Origin of the sequence: Achromobacter sp. 77, from assembly GCF_020541125.1 — a bacterium.
GTDB lineage: Bacteria > Pseudomonadota > Gammaproteobacteria > Burkholderiales > Burkholderiaceae_B > Achromobacter > Achromobacter mucicolens.
The window spans coordinates 5,844,574-5,868,070 of the sequence record NZ_CP059848.1 but is presented as its reverse complement, the minus strand read 5'-3'; the positions used below and the strand labels follow the sequence as shown (position 1 = coordinate 5,868,070).

Here is a 23,497-nt window from a genome sequence, read left to right as displayed (position 1 = left end):
GTCGCTCTTACTCAAACCTCGATTCTACCTTGCCTGGGCTGGGGTTATCCACAGGGAGGGCCATAAGCGTCTACATGGCGCCCCCTTAACTGTTTGACAAGACAGGGAAAACTTGCTGAAATGGTGGGCTTTTCCGAATTCTGTCTGTCAGAAGGTTTCGCAGAAAGCTGGCCGGACACGCTCCTACAAGAGCAATTTGTCCGGTTTTTAGCTTTGCTGAATAGGTCGCCCGAGATGAAATTCTCGGTACAGAGCCCCGTCTTAGAGTCGTTTTTCGCACCGGTTGCGAAACCCGTTGCAAAAATGCTCCTAGATACCCGCTTCTGCTTAGCGCGACGTGGAACCCTCCGGGCAGGTCCCTTCTGACTTTGTTCTTTTTGTGGATCGTCCATGAAACGCACCTACCAACCTTCCGTTACCCGCCGCAAGCGCACCCATGGCTTTCGCGTGCGCATGAAAACCCGCGCTGGCCGCGCGATCCTGAGCGCCCGTCGCGCCAAGGGCCGCAAGCGTCTGGCCGTCTAAGTCCAGTTTTCCGGTTTTCCGGAATCTGACTTTCGCACGGACCGACCATATTGCAAGACCTCTCGCAATCCTGTCCCGGTTCCGCGCAACCGCCTGACCCGCAGTCCATGCCGCGCTCCACGCTTCCTCCGGAGGCGCGGCTGCATCGCCCCTCCGAGTTTGCCGCCGCCCTCAAAGGCCGGCGTCTTGCCCGAGGGGCATTCTTCATTGTGAGCGCGGCTCCCAATGATCTGCCTCCCGGCCAGGACGCCTGTGCGCGCCTGGGACTCGTCATCGCCAAGCGGTTTGCCGCCCACGCCACCACGCGCAACGCCTTGAAGCGGGTTATCCGCGAAGCGTTCCGCCATCGGCGCCTGGCGCTGCCGGCGAAAGATTACGTCGTGCGCCTGCACAGCAAGGTCGCTCCCGCCACGCTCACGGCGCTGAAACGCGCCGCCAGAGCCGAAGTGGACGCTCACTTTGAGCGCATCGCGCGATGATCAAGGCTCTACTCATTGCCCCGATCCGGTTCTACAGGTTTTTCCTGAGTCCCTGGATCGGCAGGCAGTGCCGTTTTACTCCGACCTGCTCGGCGTACGCGATCGAAGCGATCGAGCGCCACGGTGCATGGCGCGGCTTCTGGATGGCGGTCCGGCGCATAGGCCGGTGCCATCCCTGGTCACCCGGCGGGCTGGATCCGGTTCCGCCGGCCGAGGGAACCAACGACGCCCGGTGCTGCTCCCACAGCCACCGCATCGAGCACGATTGACGCTAAACTGGCGGGCTTTGCTGGCCCGTATTCACTTCAGTAGGCACCATGGATATCCGACGAACCGTCCTCTGGATGATTTTTTCCTTTTCGCTGTTGCTCCTTTGGAACAACTGGCAAATCCATAACGGCAAGCCGTCGCTGTTCGGGGCCCCGCCCGCGGCCAGCACGACCGAGTCTCCGGCTGCCGCCAACAATGCGACGCCGTCCGTGCCCAGCGCGCCGACCGCGACCGCCGCACCGGCCTCCACGGTGCCTGGCGCCGCTACTCCCGTCCCCACGCGTTCCGAAGAAGTCGTCATCACCACCGACGTGCTGCGCCTGACCTTCGACACGATGGGCGCCCAGCTGGTGCGCGCCGAGCTGCTGAAGTATCCGGCCACCGGCCAGCCCGACAAGCCCACCGTGCTTCTGGACCGCTCGGCGGGTCTGAACTACGTGGTGCAGACCGGCGTGGTCGGCGCACCCAGCGGCCAGAGCTTCCCCACGCACCAGACGCCGTTCCGCCTGGTCTCGCAAGAACGCGAACTGACCGGCGACAACCTGGTCGTCACGTTCGAAGGCGAATCCGGCGGCGTAAAGGTCACCAAGACGTTCACCCTGCATCGCGGCCGCTACGACATCGACGTGCGCCATGACCTGGCCAACGTCGGCGCCGCCCCCGTGGCCCCGTCCCTGTATCTGCAGATCGAGCGCGACGGCAACGATCCGGCCGATACGTCCAGCTTCTATCACACGTTCACGGGCTTTGCCGTCTACTCGGAACAGGACAAGTTCCAGAAGAGCACGTTCAGCGACATCCAGAAGAAGAAGGCCAGCTACATCAAGCAGGCGGACAACGGCTGGATCGCCGTGGTCCAGCACTACTTCGCCACGGCCTGGGTGCCCCCGCAAGGCAAGCCGCGCACGAACGAACTGCTCGAAGTCCAGCCCAACCTGTACGCCGGCCGCAGCATCGAAGCCGTCGGCGAGATCGCCCCGGGCGCCGCCGCACGTGTCGACTCGCACCTGTGGGTCGGTCCGCAAGACCAGAAGGCCATGGCCGCGCTGGCCCCGGGCCTGGAACTGGTCGTCGACTACGGCTGGCTGACCATTATTGCCAAGCCGCTCTTCACCCTGATGACCTGGCTGCACTCCATCCTGGGCAACTGGGGCTGGACGATCGTCGCGCTGACCGTGCTGATCAAGGCCGTGTTCTACCCGCTGGCCGCCGCCAGCTACCGCTCGATGGCCCGCATGAAGCAGGTGGCTCCGCGCCTGCAGGCCCTGAAGGAAAAGTACGGCGACGACAAGCAGAAGCTCAATGCGGCCATGATGGAGATGTACCGCACCGAAAAGATCAACCCGCTGGGCGGCTGCTTGCCGATGGTGGTTCAGATTCCGGTGTTCATCTCGCTGTACTGGGTGCTGCTGGCCAGCGTGGAAATGCGCGGCGCGCCGTGGATCCTGTGGGTGCACGACCTGTCCGTCCGCGATCCGTTCTTCATTCTGCCCGCCATCATGATGGCGACCATGTTCCTGCAGATCAAACTGAACCCGACGCCGCCGGATCCCATCCAGGCCAAGGTCATGATGATCATGCCGCTGGTGTTCGGCGGGATGATGTTCTTCTTCCCGGCCGGCCTGGTGCTGTACTGGTGCGTCAACAACATCCTGTCGATTGCGCAGCAGTGGTCGATCACCCGCGCCATCCAGAAGAAATCGGAAGTGGCGGCCAATCGCTGATCGCCCTTCAGAAACAAGAAACCGGCCTTTCGAGGCCGGTTTTTTTTCGCCCGTTGCGATTGAAACGCGGAAGGCACGTTCAGCACTTTCCATGCCCATGAGGCATATACATAGGTATTACTTATCGCCAAAGCAGGATCAATCAACTTCACACAGCGAATCCTGGCACCTATGATGGCTCTGAATTTGCCCTCCGGCGTCCTGCCCGCCGGAGTTTTTGCTGCAACGCGCGCGGCCCGCAAGGCGGATCCGCGACATCCAGGAATGACTTAGGGAGTGTGCCATGACCGACAAGAAGCCTTTGACCACCGCCTCGGGCGCCCCAGTGCCGGACAACAACAACACCTTGACCGCCGGCCCGCGCGGTCCAGCCCTGCTGGAAGATTTCTGGCTCATTGAAAAACTTGCCCACTTCGACCGCGAACGCATCCCCGAGCGCGTCGTCCATGCCAAGGGCTCCGGCGCCTACGGCACCTTTACCGTCACCCACGACATCAGCCGCTACACCCGCGCCAAGATCTTTTCCCAGGTCGGCAAGCAGACGCCGCTCTTTCTGCGCTTTTCGACGGTCGCCGGCGAACGCGGCGCCGCCGACGCCGAACGCGACGTGCGCGGATTTGCGATCAAGTTCTACACCGAGGAAGGCAACTGGGACCTGGTGGGCAACAACACGCCGGTCTTCTTCATCCGCGACCCCCTGAAGTTCCCCGACTTTATCCACACCCAGAAGCGCGATCCGAAGACCAACCTGCGCAACGCCACGGCCGCCTGGGATTTCTGGTCGCTCAACCCCGAATCGCTGCATCAGGTCACCACGCTGATGAGCGATCGCGGCATCCCCGCCAACCTGCGCCAGCAGCACGGCTTCGGCTCGCATACGTTCAGCTTCATCAACGCCAACAACGAGCGCTTCTACGTGAAGTTCCACTTCAAGTCGCAGCAGGGCATCGCCTGTCTGACGGACGAGGAAGCCGCGCAGGTCGTCGCCCATGACCGCGAAAGCTCGCAGCGCGACCTGTTCCAGAACATCGAAGAGGGCAACTTCCCGAAGTGGACGCTGAAGGTGCAGATCATGCCCGAGGCCGAAGCGGCGACGTATCACATCAACCCCTTCGACCTGACCAAGGTCTGGCCGCATGGCGACTATCCGCTGATCGAAGTCGGCGTGCTGGAACTGAACCGCAACCCCGAAAACTACTTTGCCGAGGTCGAGCAGGCCGCGTTCACGCCGGCCAACGTGGTGCCGGGCATCGGCTTCTCGCCAGACAAGATGCTGCAGGGCCGCCTGTTCTCGTATGGCGACACGCACCGCTATCGCCTGGGCATCAACCATCACCAGATCCCGGTGAACGCGCCCAAGTGCCCGTTCCACAGCTTCCATCGCGACGGCGCGGGCCGCGTGGACGGCAACGCCGGGGCCACCATCAACTACGAGCCCAACAGCGCGGGCGAGTGGAAGGAAACCCCGTCCGCGGCCGAACCGCCGCTGGCGCTGGACGGCCAGGCCGCGGCCCGCTGGAACCATCGGGTCGACGACGACTACTACTCGCAGCCGGGCGCGTTGTTCCGCCTGATGACGCCGGCGCAGCAGGAGCAGCTCTTTGGCAACATCGGCCGCCACATGGCGGGCGTGCCCGAAGTCATCCAGCGCCGCCAGCTGGATCACTTCAAGAAGGCCGACCCGGCCTATGCCGAAGGCGTGGCCAAGGCGCTGGGGCTGAAGCTGTAAACGTTACGCGCCAACCATGAAAAAAAGGGGCGGCATCATGGCCGCCCCCTTTTTCATTCTGATCGCTCGATCACTGCAACAATCACCGCTGCATCCCCCAACGCCGAACCGTCAGCCGTTCCAGCGTATCGAACGCCAGGTTTTCCACAAGCAGCCCAATGATGACCACCGCGGCCAGGCCTGCGAACACCCGGTCTGTGTATAACTCGTTGCGGTTCTGAAAGATGTACCAGCCCAATCCGCCCTTGCCGCTGGACGCGCCAAACACCAGTTCGGCGGCGATCAGCGTGCGCCACGCAAACGCCCAACCAATCTTCAACCCGGCCAGAATGGCGGGCAGCGCGGCCGGCACCAGAATCTGCAGCACATAGCGCAACCCGGTCAGCCCGTAATTGCGCCCCGCCATCCGCAGGGTGTCAGACACTCCCAGAAAGCCCGCATACATGTTCAGCGCCAACGCCCATAGCACCGAGTGAATCAGCACGAACACCAGGCTGCCTTCGCCCAACCCGAACCACAGCAACGCCAGCGGCAACAGGGCGATCGCCGGCAGGGGATTGAACATCGCGGTCAGTGTGGACAGCAGATCGCGGCCGAACCGCGTGGACACCGCCAGCGTCGTCAGCACAAAGGCCAGCACGACACCCGCCAGGTAGCCCTGCACCAGCACGCGCATCGACTGACCGGCGCGCGCCAGCAGCTCACCGCTGGTCACGCCCTCGACAAAGGCCTGGGCGGTCTGCCAGGCGCCGGGCAACAGCAGGTCGTTGTCGGTGTAGCGCGCCGCCAGTTCCCACACCACCGCCAACAGGGCAAGGATCACGCCCTTGCGCAGGGCGGCATGCTGCCACAGTCGTTCGTGCCAGGGCAGCGGCGTCTCGGCGGCCTGCGGGGGCAGGGGCGGCAGGTCGTATTCCACTTCGGGGCGGATAAACGCCGATCCGGCATGGCTGATGCTCATGCGCGCTCCTTTCATGCCGCCGCGCGCTCGGCCTGAGCCAACGGCGGGGTATCGAACAACAGGTCGTGAATGCGGCGCGACGCCGATTGAAAAGCGGCCGATCCCTGGCTGTGCAGGTCAAAGCTGTGCGCATTCAGTTCGGCGCGCACACGGCCCGGATGCGGGGACAGCAACAGAATGCGGCTGCCCAGCACCAGCGCCTCTTCGATGGAATGGGTGACAAACAGCAGCGTGAACCGCACGTCGTCCCACAGCGCCATCAGTTCCTCCTGCATGCGCCGCCGCGTCAGCGCATCCAGCGCGGCAAACGGCTCATCCATCAGCAGCACGCGCGGCTGCATGGCCAGCGCCCGCGCAATGGCCACGCGCTGCTTCATGCCGCCAGAAAGCGTATGGGGATAAGCATCCGCAAACGCCGCCAGCCCGACCTTGTCCAGGTAGTGCATCGCCCGTTCGTCGGCCTCGCGCCGATTGAGCTTGCGCGACGCCACCAGCGGAAACGCCACGTTCTGGCGCAGCGTCTTCCACGGCGGTAGCTGGTCGAACTCCTGGAACACCACGATGCGGTCCGGGCCCGGCCCCTGAACCGTCTTGCCGTCGATCGCGATCCGTCCCTCGGTCGGTTCGATGAATCCGGCGATCGCCTTGAGCAGCGTCGATTTCCCGCAGCCGGACGGCCCCAACAGGATGAATCGCTCGGCGCCATGCACGTCGAAGCTGACCTGATGCGTCGCCCGCACGCGCCGCTCGCGCGTCTTATATTCGATCGACACCTTATCCACAGCCAGCAAAGGCGAGGGCCGATCAACGTTATCCACAGGGGTGGCGCGGCTCACGGCCATGTCAGCTTCCCTGCGCCGTGACGGGATCGTCGAAGAAGTAGTCGCGCCAGCTTGCCGGCGCATGTTTGATCGCGCCGACCTTGTGCATGAACTGCGCCAGCGCGTAGGTGTTCTGCGGCGCCAGCTTGAACTGCACGTCGGGATTCTTGATGACCTTGATGAGGAAGTCGCGGTCCTGCTTGGCGCCCGTGACCCGCAGATAGATGTCCGCCGCCTGTTCCGGATGGGCCGCCGCAAAACTGGCCGCCTCTTTCAAGGCTTCCTGAAAGGCCTTGTAGGTCTTGGGATTCTCGCGGCGGAATTTCTCGGTGGCAAAGAGCACGGTGGACGAACTGGGTCCGCCCAGCACGTCGTACGAATTGAGCACGATGCGCGCCTTCGGGTTTTCGGCCAGTTCCTGCTCCTGGAAGGGCGGGTTGCCAAAATGGCCCGTAATTTCCGTGCCGCCGGCGATGATGGCGGCCGCCGCGTCCGGGTGCGGCAGCGCCACCGAGATCTTGTCCAGCTTGTTGTACTGCGCATCGCCCCACAGCTTGGCCGATGCCAGTTGCAACACGCGCGACTGCACCGACACCCCGACCGCCGGCACGGCGATGCGATCCTTGTCCGTGAAGTCGGCAATCGTCTTCACGTTGGGATTGTTGGTCACCAGGTAGTACGGGAAGTTGCCCAGCGACGCCACGCCCTTCACGTTCTGCTTGCCGTGCGTGCGATCCCAGATCGTCAGCAGCGGGCCCACACCCGCCCCCGCGATATCCACAGCCCCGGACAGCAGCGCATCGTTGACGGCCGCGCCGCCGGACAGCTTGGCCCATTCGACCGAGATATCCACACCTTCGGCCTTGCCGTGCTTTTCGATCAGCTGCTGGTCCCGTGCGACGTTCAGCAGCAGATAGACGATGCCGTATTGCTCGGCAATCCGGATGCGTCCTTCGGCCTGGGCGGGCGTGGGCGAAGCCAGCGCCAGCACGGCGAGCATCAGCGCCAGGCCGGCGCCCGTGGCGGTCTGGACCAGTCGATCCCGTAGCGTGGAGGTCAAACGCATGGCGTTCCTTGTGGATAAGTGGTGTGAGGTCACGAGCGCGGCGTCAGAAGGGCGCATCGCCCTCGATCGTCGTGCGGTAGAGCTTGCGGCGCAGGTGATCGGGCGTGCCGCCGGCCAGGTGGATCAGCGACCGGTTGTCCCAGAACACCAGGTCATGCGGCTGCCACTGATGGCGGTAGATATGCTCTGGACGCACGCTGTGGATAAACAACTCGTTCAGCAGCGCGCGGCTTTCGTCGTCCGGCAGGCCCTCGATCCGGGTCGTGAAGCCTTCGCTCACAAACAGCGCGCGCCGGCCGTTCTCGGGGTGCGTGCGCACCACGGGATGCACCACCTCCTGCACCTGCGCAATCTGCGCTGCACTCAGATTCGGGCGCCAGTTGCCTTCCTTCTGCAGTTGGCCGTATTGCGCCAGATAGGAATGCACGCCGCGCTTGCCGTCGATGGCGTTCTTGAGCGCCTGCGGCAGCGTGTCGTAGGCCAGGTGCATGTTCGCGAACAAGGTGTCTCCGCCTTCGGCAGGCAGTTCCTGTGCGTGCAGCAGCGAACCCAGGCTGGGCAGTTCCTTGTACGAGATATCCGAATGCCAGTATTTGCCCGCGTCGCCCAGACCGATGGGCTTGCCGTCTTCCACAATGTTCGAGACCGTCAGGATCTCCGGATGGCCGGGCAGATGGAATTGGTGCAGCACATGGATCATCAGGCGGCCGAAGCGGCGGCTGAAATCGATGTGCTGCTGCGGCGTGATGCGCTGGTCGCGAAACACCAGCAGGTGATGGTCCAGGTGCGCCTTGTGCACACGGGCAAAATCGGCAGCTGCCAGTTCACGCGACAGGTCCAGGCCGATGACCTCCGCGCCCAACGGACCGGGCAGGGGGCGCACGTCAAACGTTTGCGTGTCAGGTTGGGAGGCGGCGTGCGCTTCGCGCCGCAAGGCATTGCTCTGGGACATCGGTCGCTCCGGTTCGCCTTATCGGCATGGCAGGAACGACCGATTATGAAAACGCCGCCATCCATCTCAAACGAAGTTATCGGCGTTTGATCAAAGCTTTACGTCATATAGCAAAAAGCCGCGGGGGCGCCCCGCGGCTTCATGACCAACCGCATATAAACAAATAGCGGATCGGTCGTTACCGGGCCGGCAAGAATGCTTCGACCAGCTTCACCCAGTACGTCGCGCCCACCGGCAGCAACGCGTCGTTGAAGTCGTAGTTGGGATTGTGAAGCTGGCACGGACCCATGCCGTGATAGGTTTCCATGCGGTGGTCGCCGTCGCCATTGCCCAGGAACAAATACGAGCCCGGCACGGATTCCAGGAAGAACGAAAAGTCTTCCGCCCCCATGAACGGCGGCATGTCGCGCAGCACGTTCTCCGCGCCAAAGGCGTCTTCGGCGACCTTCGCCGCGAAGGCGGTTTCCTTTTCCCAGTTCACCAGCGGCGGATACGCGCGCACGAAATCCAGCTCGCCCGTGCCGCCATACACCTGCGGCAAGGTGGTCGCGATGCGCCGCATGTCGGCTTCGATCTTGTCCAGCGTGTCCACCGAATATGTGCGCACCGTGCCGCGCAGCACGGCTTCGCCGGGAATCACGTTGTAGGCATCGCCTGCGTGGATCTGCGTGATCGACAGCACCGCCTGCTCCAGCGGATTCTTGCTGCGCGAAATGACCGTCTGCAGCGCATGCACCATGTCGGCGGCCACGATGATGGGGTCGACCGACGAATGCGGCTGTGCGGCGTGGCCGCCGACACCCTTGATGACGATGTCCCAGCGGTTGCTGGAGGCCATCGTGGGGCCGGACCGGAACCCGAACTGATTCACCGGCATGCCGGGCATGTTGTGAATGCCGAAGACCGCATCGCAGGGAAACTTGTCGAACAGCCCGTCCTGCATCATGGCGCGCGCGCCGGCGTTGCCGCCTTCCTCGGCCGGCTGGAAGATGAACACCACCGTGCCATCAAAATTGCGATGCGTCGACAGATACTGCGCGGCGCCCAGCAGCATCGTCGTGTGCCCATCGTGGCCACAGCCATGCATGCGCCCGCTGATCGTGGACTTGTGGGCAAACCGGTTGTGCTCCGGCATCGGCAGCGCATCCATGTCGGCGCGCAGGCCGATGGTCTTGCCGCCGCTGCCGGCGCGCAGAATGCCCACCACCCCGGTTTTCCCCAGCCCCGTGTGGACTTCCAGTCCCCAGCCGCGCAGGCGCTCGGCCACCAGGTTGGAAGTGCGCGTTTCCTGAAACGCCAGTTCGGGATGGGCATGGATATCGCGCCTCAGCGCAGTCAGGTCCCCGTGTACGCGTTCGATTTCGGCAATGGTTTTCATGGCTGTGGATAAGCTGTCTGGGTGGATGGATGACGCATGCGCAAAAGGCTTGCTGGTGCGGGAATTCTCGCGCCGCCGCGCGCCCCCCGTCCAGCCCTTTTTCGGCGCAGGTCAGGCGCCATCATTCAAATGGCAGGCGCTTAACTGCCCCGGCGCGATTTCCCGCAGGAGCGGGCGTTCCGTTTTGCAGCGCGGCATCGCGTGGGGACATCTGGGGTGAAACGCGCAACCGGAAGGCGGATCCAGCGGCGAGGGCAGCTCGCCGCGAATGGGTTGATACGCCCGTCGCCCGGGCGTCAGCGTGGGCAGCTCCTTGAGCAGCGCCTGCGTGTAAGGATGGTTGGCGCGCGCGAAGACCGTATCGGTATCGGCCAGTTCGACGATGCGTCCCAGATACATGATCGCCACGCGGTCCGAAATGTGGCTCACGACGCTGAGATTGTGGCTGATGAACAGATACGTCAGGTCCAGGTCCGCGCGCAGCTGTTCGAACAGGTTCAGCACCTGCGCCTGGATCGACACATCCAGCGCAGCCACGGCCTCGTCGCAGACGATCACCGAAGGCTTGAGCGCCAGCGCCCGTGCAATGCCGATGCGCTGGCGCTGGCCGCCCGAGAACTGATGGGGATAACGCTGTGCAAAGCTCGGATCAAGTCCCACCTGACGCATCAGCCCGGCCACGTACTCCAGCGTGTCGCGCGAGGCAATCAGGCCGTGCGCCGTCGGCGCTTCGCCGATGATGTCGCGCACCCGCATGCGCGGATTCAGGGACGCGTACGGATCCTGAAAGATCATCTGCACACCCAGCTCGTACGCGCGCCGCTCCGCGCCCTTCATGGTATGCACGGGCCTGCCCTGATAGCGCACCTGGCCCGCAGTGGGCGGCAGGATGCCCGACACGATGCGGCCCAATGTGGATTTTCCACAGCCCGATTCGCCAACGATGCCGATCACTTCGCCGGGTTTGACCGCCAGGTCGACGCCCGCCACGGCATGCACCACCTGCGTCTTCAGGCCCGCACCCAGCAGGTTGGCAATGCGGCCGGCCAGATCCACCGGTTGCACGAAGCGCAGTTCGACTTCGTTCAGCGCGAGGATCGGCGTGGGGTTGATTGCAGCTTCGGTCATAACGTATCCGGCGCTCCGGCATGCCAGCAGCGCACCCATTGCGCCGGGCGGACTTCGACAGGCGGCGGTTCGGTAAGACACGCGTCCGTCGCGCGCGGACAGCGCCCCCGGAATGCACAGCCCTGCGGCAGGTTCAAGAGCGACGGCGTCATGCCGGGAATCGGCACCAGCGGCTTGCCCCGCGACGCCGGCGTCGGAATCGACGCGATCAACCCGTGCGTATACGGATGCATCGGATGGCTGATGACCGCCTCGGTGCTGCCCGTTTCCACGACACGGCCCGCATACATCACCGACACACGGTCGGCCAGGCCCGCCACCACGGCCAGGTCATGCGTGATCCAGATGAGGCCCGTGCCCGTTTCGCGGCAGAGCTTCTGCACTTCGAACAGGATCTGCCCTTGTATCGTGACGTCCAGCGCGGTCGTGGGCTCGTCCGCAATGATGAGGCGCGGCGAATTCAGAAGCGCAATGGCGATCGCCACCCGCTGGCGCATGCCGCCGGACAGCTGATGCGGATACGTGCGCAGGCGCTCTTCCGGAGAGGGAATGCCTACCATCGCCAGCGTCTGCAGCGCGCGCTTTCGCGCCGCTTCGCGCGAGACCTTGGCATGAGCCTGCACCGCCTCGATCATCTGCGTGTCCACCCGCAGCACCGGATTGAGCGTCATCATCGGATCCTGGAAGATCATCGCGATCTCCTGTCCCCGCAACTGACGCCATCGCGCAGGCGTGGCCGCGCGCAGGTCCTCGCCGTTCAGCCTAAGATCACCGTCGACGATGCGCCCGGGCTCATCCAGCAGGCCCATCAACGAAAAGCCCGTGATGCTCTTGCCCGATCCGGACTCGCCCACCAGCCCCAGGATCTCTCCTTCGGCCAGCGTCAGGTCCACGCCATCCACGGCCTTGACCACGCCATTGCGCGTGAAGAAATGCGTCTTCAGGCCATGCACCTCAAGCACAGGGGCCGGGCCCGGCACGGATCGCTGCGCGGCGTTCGTCTGCATCGCCCCCGTCCTCAATTTGCGTGCCGCGGGTTGAGCACATCGCGCAGGTGGTCGCCCACCAGGTTGATGGCGATGATGGCCAGCGCCAGCGCAATGCCGGGAAAGAACGAAATCCAGTACTGGCCGGAAAGCAGGTACTCGAAGCCGTTGTAGATCAGCATGCCCAGCGACGGCTCGGTGACCGGCACGCCCACGCCCAGGAACGACAACGTTGCCTCCAGCGCAATCGCGTGCGCGAGGTCGATCGTGGCGATCACGATGAGCGGCGGCATGCAGTTCGGCAGCACGTGCCGGAACAACACGCGCGACCACGACAGCGACATGCACCGCGCCGCCTCCACGTATTCCTTGCCGCGCTCGACCAGCGCCGCGCCACGCGCGGCCCGCGCAAAATACGCCCATTGCACGACGATGAGCGCGATGATCACCTTATCCACACCCTTGCCCAGAATGGCCAGCAGCATCAGCGCCACCAGGATCGCCGGGAACGACAACTGGATATCCACAACCCGCATCAGCAGGGCGTCGATGCGTCCGCCAAAGTACGCGGCAATCAGCCCCACGGTGGCGCCGATGCCAAAGGCGGCCAGCACCGACACGGTCGCCACCATCAGGCTCGTGCGCATGCCGTAAAGAATGGCGGAAAAAAGGTCGCGCGCCTGGCCGTCGGTGCCCAGCCAATGCCGCATCGAACCATCCCCGCTTTCGCTGCCCGGCTTGAGCTTCGAATCCATGATGTCCAGGCTGGCCAGATCATAGGGATTCTGCGGCGCGATCCACGGCGCCAGCAGCGCCGCCCCCACGATCACGACCAGCATCACCAGACCCAGCGTAGCCAGCTTGCTGGCAAAGAAGTCCGACACGAAACGGCGCCAGGGCGACTGCTCTTTCGTGGGCGCCGGGGGCGAGGCAGCGGTGGCGGGCGTATTCATCATCGGCGGCTATCCAGGCGTACGCGGGGGTCCAGCACCGTGTAGATGATGTCCACCACCAGATTCAACATGACCAGGAAGAAAACGATCAGCAGCAGATACGCCACCACCACCGGCCGATCCAGGTTGATGATGGAATCGATCAGCAGCTTGCCCATGCCTGGCCACGAAAACACGGTCTCCGTCACGACGGCAAATGCCATCACCTGACCGAACTCCAGGCCGGCCACCGTCACCACGGGAATCAGGATGTTCTTGAGCAGATGCACGCCCAGGACGCGCTTTTCAGACAGGCCCTTGGCGCGCGCGAACTTGATGTAGTCCATGGGCAGCGCCTCGCGCGTGGCGGCCCGTGTCACGCGGATGATCATCGCGCACTTGGCAAACGCGATGGTCGCGGCGGGCAGGGCCAGGCTCAGCCAGCCGTCCAGCGTCAGCACGCTCAGTTGCAGCGAGCCGATGCTGACGGTGTCGCCGCGGCCGCCGGCCGGCACCCAGCCCAGCATCACCGCAAACACCATGATGAGCATCAGGCCCACCCAAAAATTGGGCAGCGAAAATCCCAGCACGGAGCCCGTCATGATCGCGCGCGACCCCACCGCCGCGGGTTTCAAACCCGCCAGGATGCCGAGCGGCACGCCGATCAGCACCGACAGCAGCATGGCCACACAGGCCAGCTCGACCGTCGCCGGCATGCGCTCCAGGATCAGGTGCATGGCCGGCTCGCCGGTCAGGAAACTGTTCCCGAAATCGCCGCGCACGGCCTGGCTCATGAAAATCAGGTACTGCCGCCACAAGGGCTGGTCCAACCCCAGCGATGCACTGATCGCGGCGCGCTGCGCCTCGGTCGCTTCCGGACTGGCCAACATCGAGACCGGATCGCCGACCATGTAAATGCCGGCAAAGACCAACGCCGACATGACAAGCATGACGACGATGGTCTGCAGCAGCCTTCTGACAATGGTTGCAAGCACGAGATATCGCCCGGCGCGCTTACTTCTTCAGCGTAGCGTTCTGTGCCAAGGTGACCTGGTCCGGACGGCCTTGATAGCGGATGTCGTTCTTCATCGCCCAGACCGACAGCTCGAAATGCACGGGCAGCATCGCGAAATCATCCATGGCGATATTGCTTGCCGTGGACAGCAGCTCCGCGCGCTTGGCGTCATCCATCGTGGACGAAGCCTGCTTCACCAGTTCATCCATCTTGGGGTTGGAGTAGCGGCTGCGGTTCGTCGTGCCCTGGCCCGCTTCCGGATTGCGCGTCATCAGCAGCGATGTCAGTGCGTTCGACATTTCACCGCTGGTCACCGACCAGCCCGCCAGGTAAGCCGAGAACGAGTAGCTGTCGCGGTTCTTGAAGAACACCGGGGGCGCCATCGCATCCACGCTGGTCTTCACGCCAATGCGCGTCCACATCGATGCAATGGCCTGCGCCACCTTCGAATCGTTGACATAGCGGCCGGACGGCGAACCCAGCGTGATCGAAAACCCGTTGGGATAACCCGCTTCCTTGAGCAGCGCCTTGGCCTTTTCGACATCGGCCTTGGGGGCCTTCGAATGTTCCTTGCTGGCGCCGAACATCGGATACGGCAGCAGGTTGCCCGCGGGCAGGGCGACGCCGCCCATCACGCGCTCGACCAGCGCATCGCGATTGATCGCCAGCGACAAGGCCTCGCGCACGCGCTTGTCCTTCATCGGATTCTTGTCGGTGCCCTGCACGCCGGGCGAGGGCTCCGCGTACTGGTCCAGCGCCACGTACACCACGCGCACCGACGGCGTTTCCTCGACAAAGAGCTTCTTGTCGGACTTGAGCTTGGGCAGGTCGTCGGTGGGAGGATCTTCGATCATGTCCACGTCGCCCGCCAGCAGCGCGGCCACGCGCGCGGCGGCGTTACTGATCGGACGATAGACTACGCGATCCCATTCGGGTTTCTTGCCCCAATAGTTGTCGTTGCGGGCCAGCACAAATTCCGCGCCGCGCTTCCAGGACACGAACTTGTAGGGTCCGGTCCCGATCAGCCCGTCGCCGCTGTTCAATTCGGTCGTGGTCTTGCCTTCCGCGGCGGGACCCGACGCGGCTTTTTTCGACATGATGGGCAGCTGCGCCAGATTGACCAGCAGATTGGGCGCGACGTCCTTGGTGGTGATGCGGATCGTCATCGGATCGACCGCTTCGGTCTTGGCGACAGATCCCAGATACAGCGTGAACGGTGAGGGACTGTTGGGCACCTTCGGCACGCGGTCGTACGTGAAGACGACGTCCTCGGCGGTGAACGGCGTGCCATCGGAGAACTTCACGTTCGGGCGCAGCTTGAAGGTCCAGACCTTGCCATCGACCGTCCAGGATTCCGCCAGCGACGGCTGAGGCTTGAGCTGCGCGTCGGTGGCGACAAGCGTATCGAAAATGGTTTGGGAGATCTGCGTGTTGGGCGTCAACGCGTGGTATTGCGGATCCATCGAAGACGGCTCGGTCTTCAGTCCTATCACCAGATCGCGGGCCATGGCCGCACTGAATGTGCCACAGGCCATCACCACCGCGGCTGCGCCGCAGGCCAAGACACGCGAAAACCGAGACGCCATCGTGATCTCCCAGAGTTGTTTCGGGTTTTGAACCTCGGGGCCACATTAACCAGCAAACAACGCGCCGCGCAACAGTTATATTCCCCTATTGTTTCGCCTTGTCATCTGCCCCGATATGTCCGCTTACGCCCCCATTGCCGCCATTGCCACCGCTCCCGGAAGAGGCGGCATCGGCGTCGTGCGCATTTCTGGTGCGGACCTGTCCGAATTGGTGCGGCGCCTGTTTCAGCGCGATCTCACGCCCCGCCATGCGCACTATCTTCCCTTCAAGACTGTCGAAGGCGAACTGCTGGACGAAGGCATCGCCATCTACTTTCGCGCGCCGCATTCCTACACCGGCGAAGACGTGCTGGAACTGCAAGGCCACGGCGGCCCGGCCGTGCTGCGCCGCGTGCTGGACAGCTGCCTTGCCGCCGGCCGCGACCTGGGCGTGCGACTGGCCGAACCCGGCGAATTCACACGCCGCGCCTTCCTGAACGACCGCATGGATCTGGCGCAGGCCGAAGCGGTGGCCGACCTGATCGAAGCCTCGTCGGTCGCGGCCGCGCGCGGCGCCATGGCGTCGCTGTCTGGCGAATTCTCGGCGCGCGTCAACGACCTGTCCGACCGCATCATTCACCTGCGCATGCTGGTCGAAGCGACGCTGGATTTTCCCGAAGAAGAGATCGACTTCCTGGAAAAGTATCAGGCGCGTCCCACCCTGGACGCGTTGGCCGGCGACCTGTCCGCGCTGATCGTGCAAGCACGCCAGGGCGTCATCCTGCGAGAAGGCCTGCATGTGGTGTTGGCCGGCCAGCCCAACGTGGGCAAGTCCAGCCTGCTCAACGCGCTGGCGGGCGACGACATCGCCATCGTCACCCCCATTGCCGGCACCACGCGCGACAAAGTGGTGCAGGAAATCCATATTGATGGCGTGCCGCTGCATATTGTCGACACAGCCGGCCTGCGCGAAACCGAAGACACTGTCGAAAGCATCGGCATCGCGCGCACCTGGCAGGAAATCGAACGCGCCGACGTCATCCTCCATTTGCAGGATGCCACCCAGCCGGGCGACGAACTCGACGCGCAGATCACCGCGCGCCTGCCCGCCCGCACGCCGGTGCTGAAAGTATTCAACAAGGTCGACCTGCTGCCCGAGCCTTTCGTCCCCGGTCCCGGCGAACTAGGCATCTCGGCCAAACGCGGCGCGGGGCTAGACGCGCTTCGCGCCGAACTGCTGCAAATCGCAGGCTGGAACCCTGGCGCCGAGTCGCCCTGGCTCGCGCGAGAACGGCATCTGCATGCATTGCAGGAGGCTGCCGAACATCTGGAACTGGCCGCCGCGCATGCCAGTCAGGATGACCGGGTGCTGGACCTGTTTGCCGAGGAACTGCGGCTGGCGCACGATAGTTTGTCCAGCATTACCGGCAAGTTCACCAGCGACGATTTGCTGGGGGAGATTTTTTCCAGTTTTTGCATCGGGAAGTAGTCAGGTCTTCACCCGCAACATGCTTGCGCACATCGATTCTCTTAATTAATAAGACTCTTCTGATTTACACGAAATATCGGCGGCTTTTACAACCGGTGGTGCCCCTTGGCACCAAGGACGACCCGAGCGGTCTGTCCCAACCGGAAGCCCGCCATGCCTACCCAATCCGACCTGCGCTTCACGTTCGCCATTGGCGAAGAGTCCTTCGAGGTCGTCGAGTTCTCGCTCCAGGAAGGCTTGTCCGAGCCTTTCGTGCTGCAAGCGGAACTGGCCAGCGCCAATCCCGCCATCGATTTCGGCGCGGTGCTGGACCGCGCTGCGCTGCTTACCATCTGGCACGGCGACACGCCTGTCCGGTACGTGCACGGCGCGGTGTCTTCATTCGTCCAGGGCGAAACCGGCTTTCGGCGCACGCGCTATTCGGCTGTCGTCGAACCGCGTCTGGCACGCCTCGCGCTCAGTTCTGACTGGCGGATCTTCCAGGCGCTGACCGTTCCACAGATTGCCGAGGCCGTGCTCAAGGCGCATGGCCTCACCCAGGACTACGAGCAGCGCAGCACCACCGAGCACCAGTCCCGCGAGTACTGCGTGCAAGCCGGCGATACGGACTACGACTTTGTCGAACGCATCATGCGTGAGGAAGGCTTTTTCTATTCCTTCCGTCATGGCGCCGAAGGACATCAACTTGTCCACAGCGATCGCCTCTTCATTCACGGCCGCGTCGGCGACGCGCCGGTGCAGTACAACCCCACGCCCGGCGGCGATCAGCCGCACCCTGCGTTGCGTCGCTTCACCTATACCGAGAACGTTCGCACCGCGCGCCAGACGCAGCGCGACTACACCTTTCACCATCCGCGCTATACCCACCAGCACAGCCGCGATGGGCGCGACCTGGACCATCAAGGCCGCCGCTACGAGCGTTACGACTACCCCGCCCGGGCCAAGTTCGACGAGGCCGGCAAGCCCTTCACCGAGAATCGCCTGCGCGGGCATCGGCGCGACGCGCGCATCGCCTTGGTCGAAGGCGATGACCCGCGCTTGCAGCCTGGCATCTCCTTCACGCTGGCCGGGCACCCACGCGAGGACATGAATCGCGGATGGCGCCCGGTCCGCATCGTCCACCGCGGCATCCAACACACGAGCCAGGCCGAGGAATGCGCCGATTCCGCGTCTGGGACTCGATACCACTACGAGGCTGAATTGGTACCGGACGACGCCGAGTGGCGCGCAGAGCCATTGCCCCGGCCCCGCATCGACGGACCGCAGAACGCCGTAGTGGTCGGCCCACCCAATGAGAGATCTACACCGACGAATACGGCCGCGTGAAGGTCCAGTTCCCCTGGGACCGTCTCGGCAAGGAGGACGAACACAGCTCCTGCTGGATACGCGTATCCCAGAACATCGCTGGCGCCACGTGGGGCCACATGGCCATTCCACGCATCGGACAAGAGGTCATCGTCTCGTACTTCGACGGCGATCCCGACCAGCCCGTGATCACCGGCCGGGTTTACAACCGCCTGCAATTGCCGCCTTACGAGCTGCCGCGCCACAAGACGCGGATGACCATCAAGACCAAGACCCACAAAGGCGAGGGATACAACGAACTGCGCTTTGAGGACGAGATGGATCAGGAAGAAATCTACGTCCACGCGCAGAGGGACCAGAACATCCACGTCAACCACGACGAGTCGACGTTCGTGGGTCACGACCGCAGCGAGCAGGTCGAGAACGACGAAACCATCACCATTGGCCACGACCGCAGGGAGACCGTGGGCAATGACGAACAGGTGAACATCGGCCAGGATCGGCGGCACGACATTGGGCGGGACGACTTCTTGACGGTGGGACGTAATCACACCATCTACACCGGCAAGGACCGCACCGAGGAAGTGGGCAACAACCGCCGCGACGAGACTGCGGCCAATCACTGGGTGAGTATTGGCGGGCACCAGGAGCAGAGCGTGGAGGGGCGAGCGGAACTGCGGGCGGGCCAGGCCATCCGCCGTCGGACAAGGGACTACTCTCTGCATGCTGGAGAAGCGCTCATCATTAAAGGGCCGGGTGGAACCATTCGAATAGATAGCACCGGCATAACCCTTGACGCTATCTCCATCCAGGTTAAAGGTCCGCTCAAGATGCAGGGGGGCGGCGGCGGAAATGAACTGGCTTTGGGCTGCGAGGTTCTGGAAGGCGCACTTTCTGATTGTCTGGAGCGCGCCAGATGATGCAGAGCGTCGTACAAGCGTTTGCCCGTCTCGAACGCGCCCCCAGCGACTATCTTTACCTCTTGCTGGACCCGCTCGCGCCGTGCGAGCCACAAGATGCCCTTAGCATTCAGTCGCTAACCCACGCGTTGGGCGAACAGGCGATCGCACGCGTCATCCGGCCAGACCTTGCCCATACGCCCGACGCGTGCCCGGCGCTTATACAGCTGGCCGCGCCAGAAGGTGCCGCGGACATTTCTCTGCTCGCAGCCGCCGAACGTTCCGCGCGTGATGATGCCAGCTATAAAAAGCGCTATGTGTGCGGATGGCTGACCAGTGATCAATCCCTCGCTGCGCTCGCCGATCACTTGACTGCGCGCTGCCTGGATGTCGTCGTGCCTATAGCTGGAAAACGCATGACGCCGTGGTTCGAGCCGTTGCGGCTCGAACTGCTCGCGGCATCAATGGAACACGCCTTTCCTGCTCTGCTGTGGCCCGTCAAACGTTGGCTTTGCCCGACCAGCTGGGGCGCCTTCACCTTACTTCGCGGCTCCCCCACCGAAGCCGGCTCGGATGCCCCTCCACTCGTTCGACAGGCACTGCAACTTGCACCGCTCGTCAGCGATTTCCTGGATGTCTGGCGCGCCGCGCTCCGATTCCCCGTGACGTATGCGCCAATGCGCTGGCGTGGCCCCACGATTCTTCCGCCCCAGGCCGCCGTGCACGCTTTCCGAATGATCCGTGACGCACAGAACTCACGCTTGCGCCTGAGCGCCGACATCATCGACCTGTGCATGCATCGCGTCTTCATTCATCCCCATCTGCCACGGCATCCAGAAATACAGGACGACATCCAAGCCGCCGTCGCAGGGCAGTCCACATTGCAAGCGCGTTTTGACAACTACGACGACTTTGCGTGGCAGCGCATCGTTGCGTCATTACCTCCCGCCGCGAACTACACATGAGCATCAGCAAGACCCTGACCCAGGCCCGGCGCCAGGCGGCGCCCAATCCCACCGGCACGTGCAGCGCGTGTGAACGTACCGGCTTACCGATCCTGCCGCTACGGCCTGCCATCATGCCGGTCACAGGCGGACTCAAGCAACATGGCGCACTCAGTCACGAATCCATTCAGACCGCATTGCGTGTATTGCGGCAGGGGTATGTCTATGTGCTGCTGGACAAAGAAATCTGGCATGCCTATCAGGTCACCCCGGAAGGCTATCTGCGCCAGTTCAATCCATTCTCCATGCCACGGGCGGCGCCCGAGCCCCTAGCCAAAGCTTGCCTGGACGCCGGACACGATCTGCGCTCGGCATTCATCAACATCGACACCGCAGCGCACAAGCAGGCCTGGATCGCGTTTTCACAAGACCCTTGGCCGAAGGCGACACTCGATGCCTACCGCACCGGCAAGCACGCTGATGGAAAGGCACTGCCCGCTGATTATCGGCAGCGGTTCAGGGTAATCAATCTGATCACGCTCAAGCAGGATCCGACAGGTGGCAACCAGGCGCTTGCCCTTGAGCACGGTGATGATCTTGCCCAGCATGTCGCCGAGTACGCCATCGGCACGCACGACTTCGGTAGCGTTCATGACTGGCATCCCCGCCATGCCCGCCTTGAAGCCATGCATGCGCAACTGCGCATGCTCGAAAAGCAGCATGGGCTTGCGAAGGGGGTTGCAGGACTCATCCTGCCCGATCCGGTGGGCATGGCTGCAGAGCTCAACAGCCTGCGTCTTTCTGTCAACACGATGCGCCAGCGGTGGCGTGAAGAGCCAACACGGCGGTATGCCTACCTCACCTCGCAGTGCCTGCTCGGAATCAAAGCTTACATCGCCCAGCAAGTAGAGGCTGCACACCCGCCTCCGCCGCCACCTAGCGACTACTGGACGTCCAGCGAATCCGGCGTCCCGCCCGTATTCCACGACCCCGCACAACAACGTGCTGGCGTGGTCAATCGCGAGACCGGGCGTCGCATGGCCCGGCTAGAAGATCGTTACTGGGAAACCGGCCCTGCAGGGCGAAAGACTTTTCAGGATGCGTATGACAAGGAAGACGACAGCTTTCAAAAGCAGATCGACGCTTATGCAACCGACTGGGCCGACCTGGTGGCTGGCGCCAGTTGGCGCCGGATCATGGCTTTGGACTATGCGGACGCCGATGCGCGTTCGCAGCAATGCCGCCTGAGCACCACCGCGGCTTGTCTCGCGGGCGGCATCACGGATGCCCCGCCACAGCAGACCACGCCGGCGGACGAGAGCCAACCCGGCGAAAAGCCCACGCCGCAAGCGTTGGGGCCTAGCAGCAAGGCATGGAAAGACCTGCTGTCCGACGCAGGTAGTCCGGCCTACATCGCGCTCAATGGGCAATACACCGACTTGCAGCAGGCGTTCGAACCCTTGTTCTCGGACGCGATGCCCTCGGAGGCAGGCAAGAAATACTATGACGCGATAAAAATGGTCGCCACGAGCAAGGAGGGAAGCGATTGGCGCCGGACGCTCGTTGTTGAATCTGCCGATCAGTTGTTGGCGGCCATTCACGATGCGAGTAATCGCCTCGAAAGCACCCTGAGCATCGGCGCCAAGGCGGCTTTAGACAACCTCCAGTCCGGCGCCGCCTGGCTGTACGGTAAGGCCAGGTTCACCCAGGTCACCATCCAGCTCACGGTGGGGGAGTGCTTCGAGCTGCTGTCGAGCGAGATTCGCGAGCACGCCAACTCCGCCCAAAAGGCCGCTGGCAAAAGGGCACGTGCGATGTTGCTGGGCAGTCTGATCACCATCCCGAATGCCAATGTCCGCAATGTGCTCATCGACGTCACGCTATGGGCGCATGGAACTGCAGAAGAGGTCAAGAAGCGCATCCTGGATTTCAGCCGCGAAGCCAAGGAGGGCGCGCAAGACATCAGGCAGGCTGCAGGCGCGCTTGGGCAAGAGATCAACAGAGAAGCCAAGTTTGCGCTACGCCAGGTCAACGCCGGCCTGAAGAATCTGGAACCCGCTGCCGCCGCGGTGCTCGAGGGCCTGCAAGTTGGCGCGGCGGGGGCGCGTCGTGTCGCCGGCAGCACCTTTGCGAGCTTGAAGAGCCTGGCCGTCGGTAGTGTGGATGGCGGCTTGTCTTTCATCGGCCTGTATTTTCTGCAGGACAGCTTGAAAAGCACGTTAGCTGACCTGGATGCGAAAGTCGGCGCGCGGCATCCGGAGGCTGTGGCGGCGTTTTATAGCGTGGCGCTGGGCTTCATGGGAGCGAGTGTTGAAGCCGCGGGTTTGGCGATCAAGGTTCCGGCGGAGGCTGCCCGAGGGTTCGTGCTGCGCTGGGGTGCGGAGAAAACTCCTGTCCTCACGCGCGTTGTCGGGTTGGGGTCGAAGATGGTGATGGTGGGGGGAGCGATTTCGGCTTTGGCAGGGATTGCGGATGCTAGTACGAGTTTTAGTGCTGCTTTGCGCGTAGCAAAAGCTGGTGACGTAAATGTTACCCCTTACCACATATTCTCCGGTGGCTTGTCAATTACTGGGGCATTTGTGATTTTTTGGGGATCTGTGCGATCCCTGTCTCTGTTAGGGGGGTTGGGTGTCGGCATAGTTATCGGACTCGCCGCCTTCGCGATATCGAAAATTGCGAAAAGCCTCGAATCTGACGCCATGGAAAAGTGGGCTCAGCGCTGCTACTTCGGCCGAACAGGCGCGAACAACCGCTGGCGGGATCCGGAAGACTTGGACGTCGCAATTGCTGCACTCAATGCAGCGGTGCTCGGCATGGAGGTCGACCTCCGTTTTTCTTATGAATATCGAGCGAGATCGACCGATGAACTCTACAGCGAAGACGTCGAAGTACTCAAGAACCACGGACCAGTTGAGAGATCTCAGATGCTCGTTTACGGCGCAACCCTGCCGGGATTCGATGCCGAACAGTCACGCTACCGCTTCACGCTCACCACCGAGCGCTTTGGCCTTGCTCAAGACGGCAAACGTGCTCCCAATTTGTCTTCCCACGTCATGACATCTGGACAAGTCAACGATACAACCCACACCACACAGGTTTCCGCCTTGGGTAGTCCCGATTACACACTGGCCGGCGAGACGAAACCGACATCTTCGCAGCCCACTCTTAGCGGTCGATATTGGCTGGATCCCATCAACAAGATCAAGTCGGCAACATTTGTCGTGGCGTTCTGGCCGGATAAGAGCGACAGCTTAGGCTTTGCTGCCATCGAAATTACGGAGGTCCTCTGATGGCAAGACCTCAACTGAACCCATCCTGCGCCGGCTGGC

Annotated in this window: 18 protein-coding genes and 1 pseudogene; 9 read left to right on the top strand and 10 right to left on the bottom strand. The window is 63.1% G+C overall.

All coding sequences use genetic code 11. From position 1 onward, the window contains the following. The first annotated feature begins 390 nt into the window (after positions 1–390). The 5 genes from rpmH (at position 391) to H4P35_RS27115 (ending at position 4,727) form a co-directional block, all read left to right on the top strand. Complete coding sequence (gene rpmH, locus H4P35_RS27135; protein WP_006228069.1) at positions 391–525, top strand: 50S ribosomal protein L34; 135 nt, start codon at positions 391–393, stop codon at positions 523–525. Positions 526–632: 107 nt separating this feature from the next. Beyond that, positions 633–1,004: a ribonuclease P protein component gene (locus H4P35_RS27130; protein WP_056327643.1), complete on the top strand. Its 372-nt coding sequence runs from the start codon at positions 633–635 to the stop codon at positions 1,002–1,004. Continuing rightward, positions 1,001–1,273, top strand: a complete 273-nt coding sequence (gene yidD, locus H4P35_RS27125; protein ID WP_226847631.1) for a membrane protein insertion efficiency factor YidD — start codon at positions 1,001–1,003, stop codon at positions 1,271–1,273. The genes H4P35_RS27130 and yidD overlap by 4 nt, the downstream gene beginning before the upstream one ends. Positions 1,274–1,321: 48 nt before the next feature. Next, a complete protein-coding gene (yidC, locus tag H4P35_RS27120; RefSeq protein WP_062839302.1) occupies positions 1,322–2,998 on the top strand; it encodes a membrane protein insertase YidC in 1,677 nt (558 codons plus the stop codon). Between the two features lie 283 nt (positions 2,999–3,281). Then, positions 3,282–4,727 carry a catalase gene (locus tag H4P35_RS27115; RefSeq protein WP_056327640.1) on the top strand — a complete coding sequence of 482 codons (1,446 nt, stop codon included), beginning with the start codon at positions 3,282–3,284 and terminating at the stop codon, positions 4,725–4,727. A gap of 82 nt (positions 4,728–4,809) precedes the next feature. Here the strand turns inward: H4P35_RS27115 and H4P35_RS27110 are convergent, their stop codons facing one another. The 10 genes from H4P35_RS27110 to H4P35_RS27065 all read right to left on the bottom strand — a co-directional run bounded on the left by H4P35_RS27110 (position 4,810) and on the right by H4P35_RS27065 (position 15,552). Beyond that, positions 4,810–5,688, bottom strand: coding sequence for an ABC transporter permease (locus H4P35_RS27110; RefSeq protein ID WP_226847630.1), 879 nt, complete (start codon positions 5,686–5,688; stop codon positions 4,810–4,812). Positions 5,689–5,699: 11 nt separating this feature from the next. Then, positions 5,700–6,530: an ABC transporter ATP-binding protein gene (locus tag H4P35_RS27105; RefSeq protein ID WP_226847629.1), complete on the bottom strand. Its 831-nt coding sequence runs from the start codon at positions 6,528–6,530 to the stop codon at positions 5,700–5,702. A gap of 1 nt (position 6,531) precedes the next feature. After that, entirely contained in the window at positions 6,532–7,575 is a 1,044-nt protein-coding gene (locus tag H4P35_RS27100) for an ABC transporter substrate-binding protein (RefSeq protein ID WP_226847628.1), read from the bottom strand. A gap of 43 nt (positions 7,576–7,618) precedes the next feature. Further along, the gene (locus tag H4P35_RS27095) at positions 7,619–8,527 is read right to left on the bottom strand and encodes a TauD/TfdA family dioxygenase (RefSeq protein ID WP_226847627.1); all 909 of its coding nucleotides are present in this window, start codon (positions 8,525–8,527) and stop codon (positions 7,619–7,621) included. Between the two features lie 178 nt (positions 8,528–8,705). Then, positions 8,706–9,905 (bottom strand): M20 aminoacylase family protein, encoded by a 1,200-nt coding sequence (locus tag H4P35_RS27090; protein WP_056327635.1) that lies wholly within the window; start codon positions 9,903–9,905, stop codon positions 8,706–8,708. A gap of 111 nt (positions 9,906–10,016) precedes the next feature. Next, a complete protein-coding gene (locus H4P35_RS27085) occupies positions 10,017–11,033 on the bottom strand; it encodes an ABC transporter ATP-binding protein (protein WP_226847626.1) in 1,017 nt (338 codons plus the stop codon). Further along, positions 11,030–12,040 carry an ABC transporter ATP-binding protein gene (locus H4P35_RS27080; protein WP_223573745.1) on the bottom strand — a complete coding sequence of 337 codons (1,011 nt, stop codon included), beginning with the start codon at positions 12,038–12,040 and terminating at the stop codon, positions 11,030–11,032. Before H4P35_RS27080 ends, H4P35_RS27085 begins: the two co-directional genes overlap by 4 nt. Before the next feature lie 11 nt (positions 12,041–12,051). After that, positions 12,052–12,972 (bottom strand): ABC transporter permease, encoded by a 921-nt coding sequence (locus tag H4P35_RS27075; protein WP_056327777.1) that lies wholly within the window; start codon positions 12,970–12,972, stop codon positions 12,052–12,054. After that, complete coding sequence (locus tag H4P35_RS27070) at positions 12,972–13,946, bottom strand: ABC transporter permease (RefSeq protein ID WP_062839296.1); 975 nt, start codon at positions 13,944–13,946, stop codon at positions 12,972–12,974. Before H4P35_RS27070 ends, H4P35_RS27075 begins: the two co-directional genes overlap by 1 nt. Positions 13,947–13,965: 19 nt before the next feature. Beyond that, entirely contained in the window at positions 13,966–15,552 is a 1,587-nt protein-coding gene (locus H4P35_RS27065) for an ABC transporter substrate-binding protein (RefSeq protein WP_062839295.1), read from the bottom strand. A 115-nt stretch (positions 15,553–15,667) separates the two neighbouring features. Between H4P35_RS27065 and mnmE the strand changes: the two genes are divergently transcribed. The 4 genes and pseudogenes from mnmE (at position 15,668) to H4P35_RS27045 (ending at position 23,458) form a co-directional block, all read left to right on the top strand. Continuing rightward, positions 15,668–17,020, top strand: coding sequence for a tRNA uridine-5-carboxymethylaminomethyl(34) synthesis GTPase MnmE (gene mnmE / locus H4P35_RS27060; RefSeq protein WP_226847625.1), 1,353 nt, complete (start codon positions 15,668–15,670; stop codon positions 17,018–17,020). Positions 17,021–17,173: 153 nt separating this feature from the next. After that, positions 17,174–19,245, top strand: a pseudogene (locus H4P35_RS27245) (type VI secretion system Vgr family protein). Further along, positions 19,242–20,189, top strand: a complete 948-nt coding sequence (locus H4P35_RS27050) for a hypothetical protein (RefSeq protein ID WP_226847624.1) — start codon at positions 19,242–19,244, stop codon at positions 20,187–20,189. The pseudogene H4P35_RS27245 and the gene H4P35_RS27050 overlap by 4 nt, the downstream one beginning before the upstream one ends. Then, on the top strand, positions 20,186–23,458 hold the full coding sequence (locus tag H4P35_RS27045; RefSeq protein WP_226847623.1) for a T6SS effector BTH_I2691 family protein: 3,273 nt from the start codon (positions 20,186–20,188) through the stop codon (positions 23,456–23,458). Before H4P35_RS27050 ends, H4P35_RS27045 begins: the two co-directional genes overlap by 4 nt. Positions 23,459–23,497: the final 39 nt, after the last annotated feature.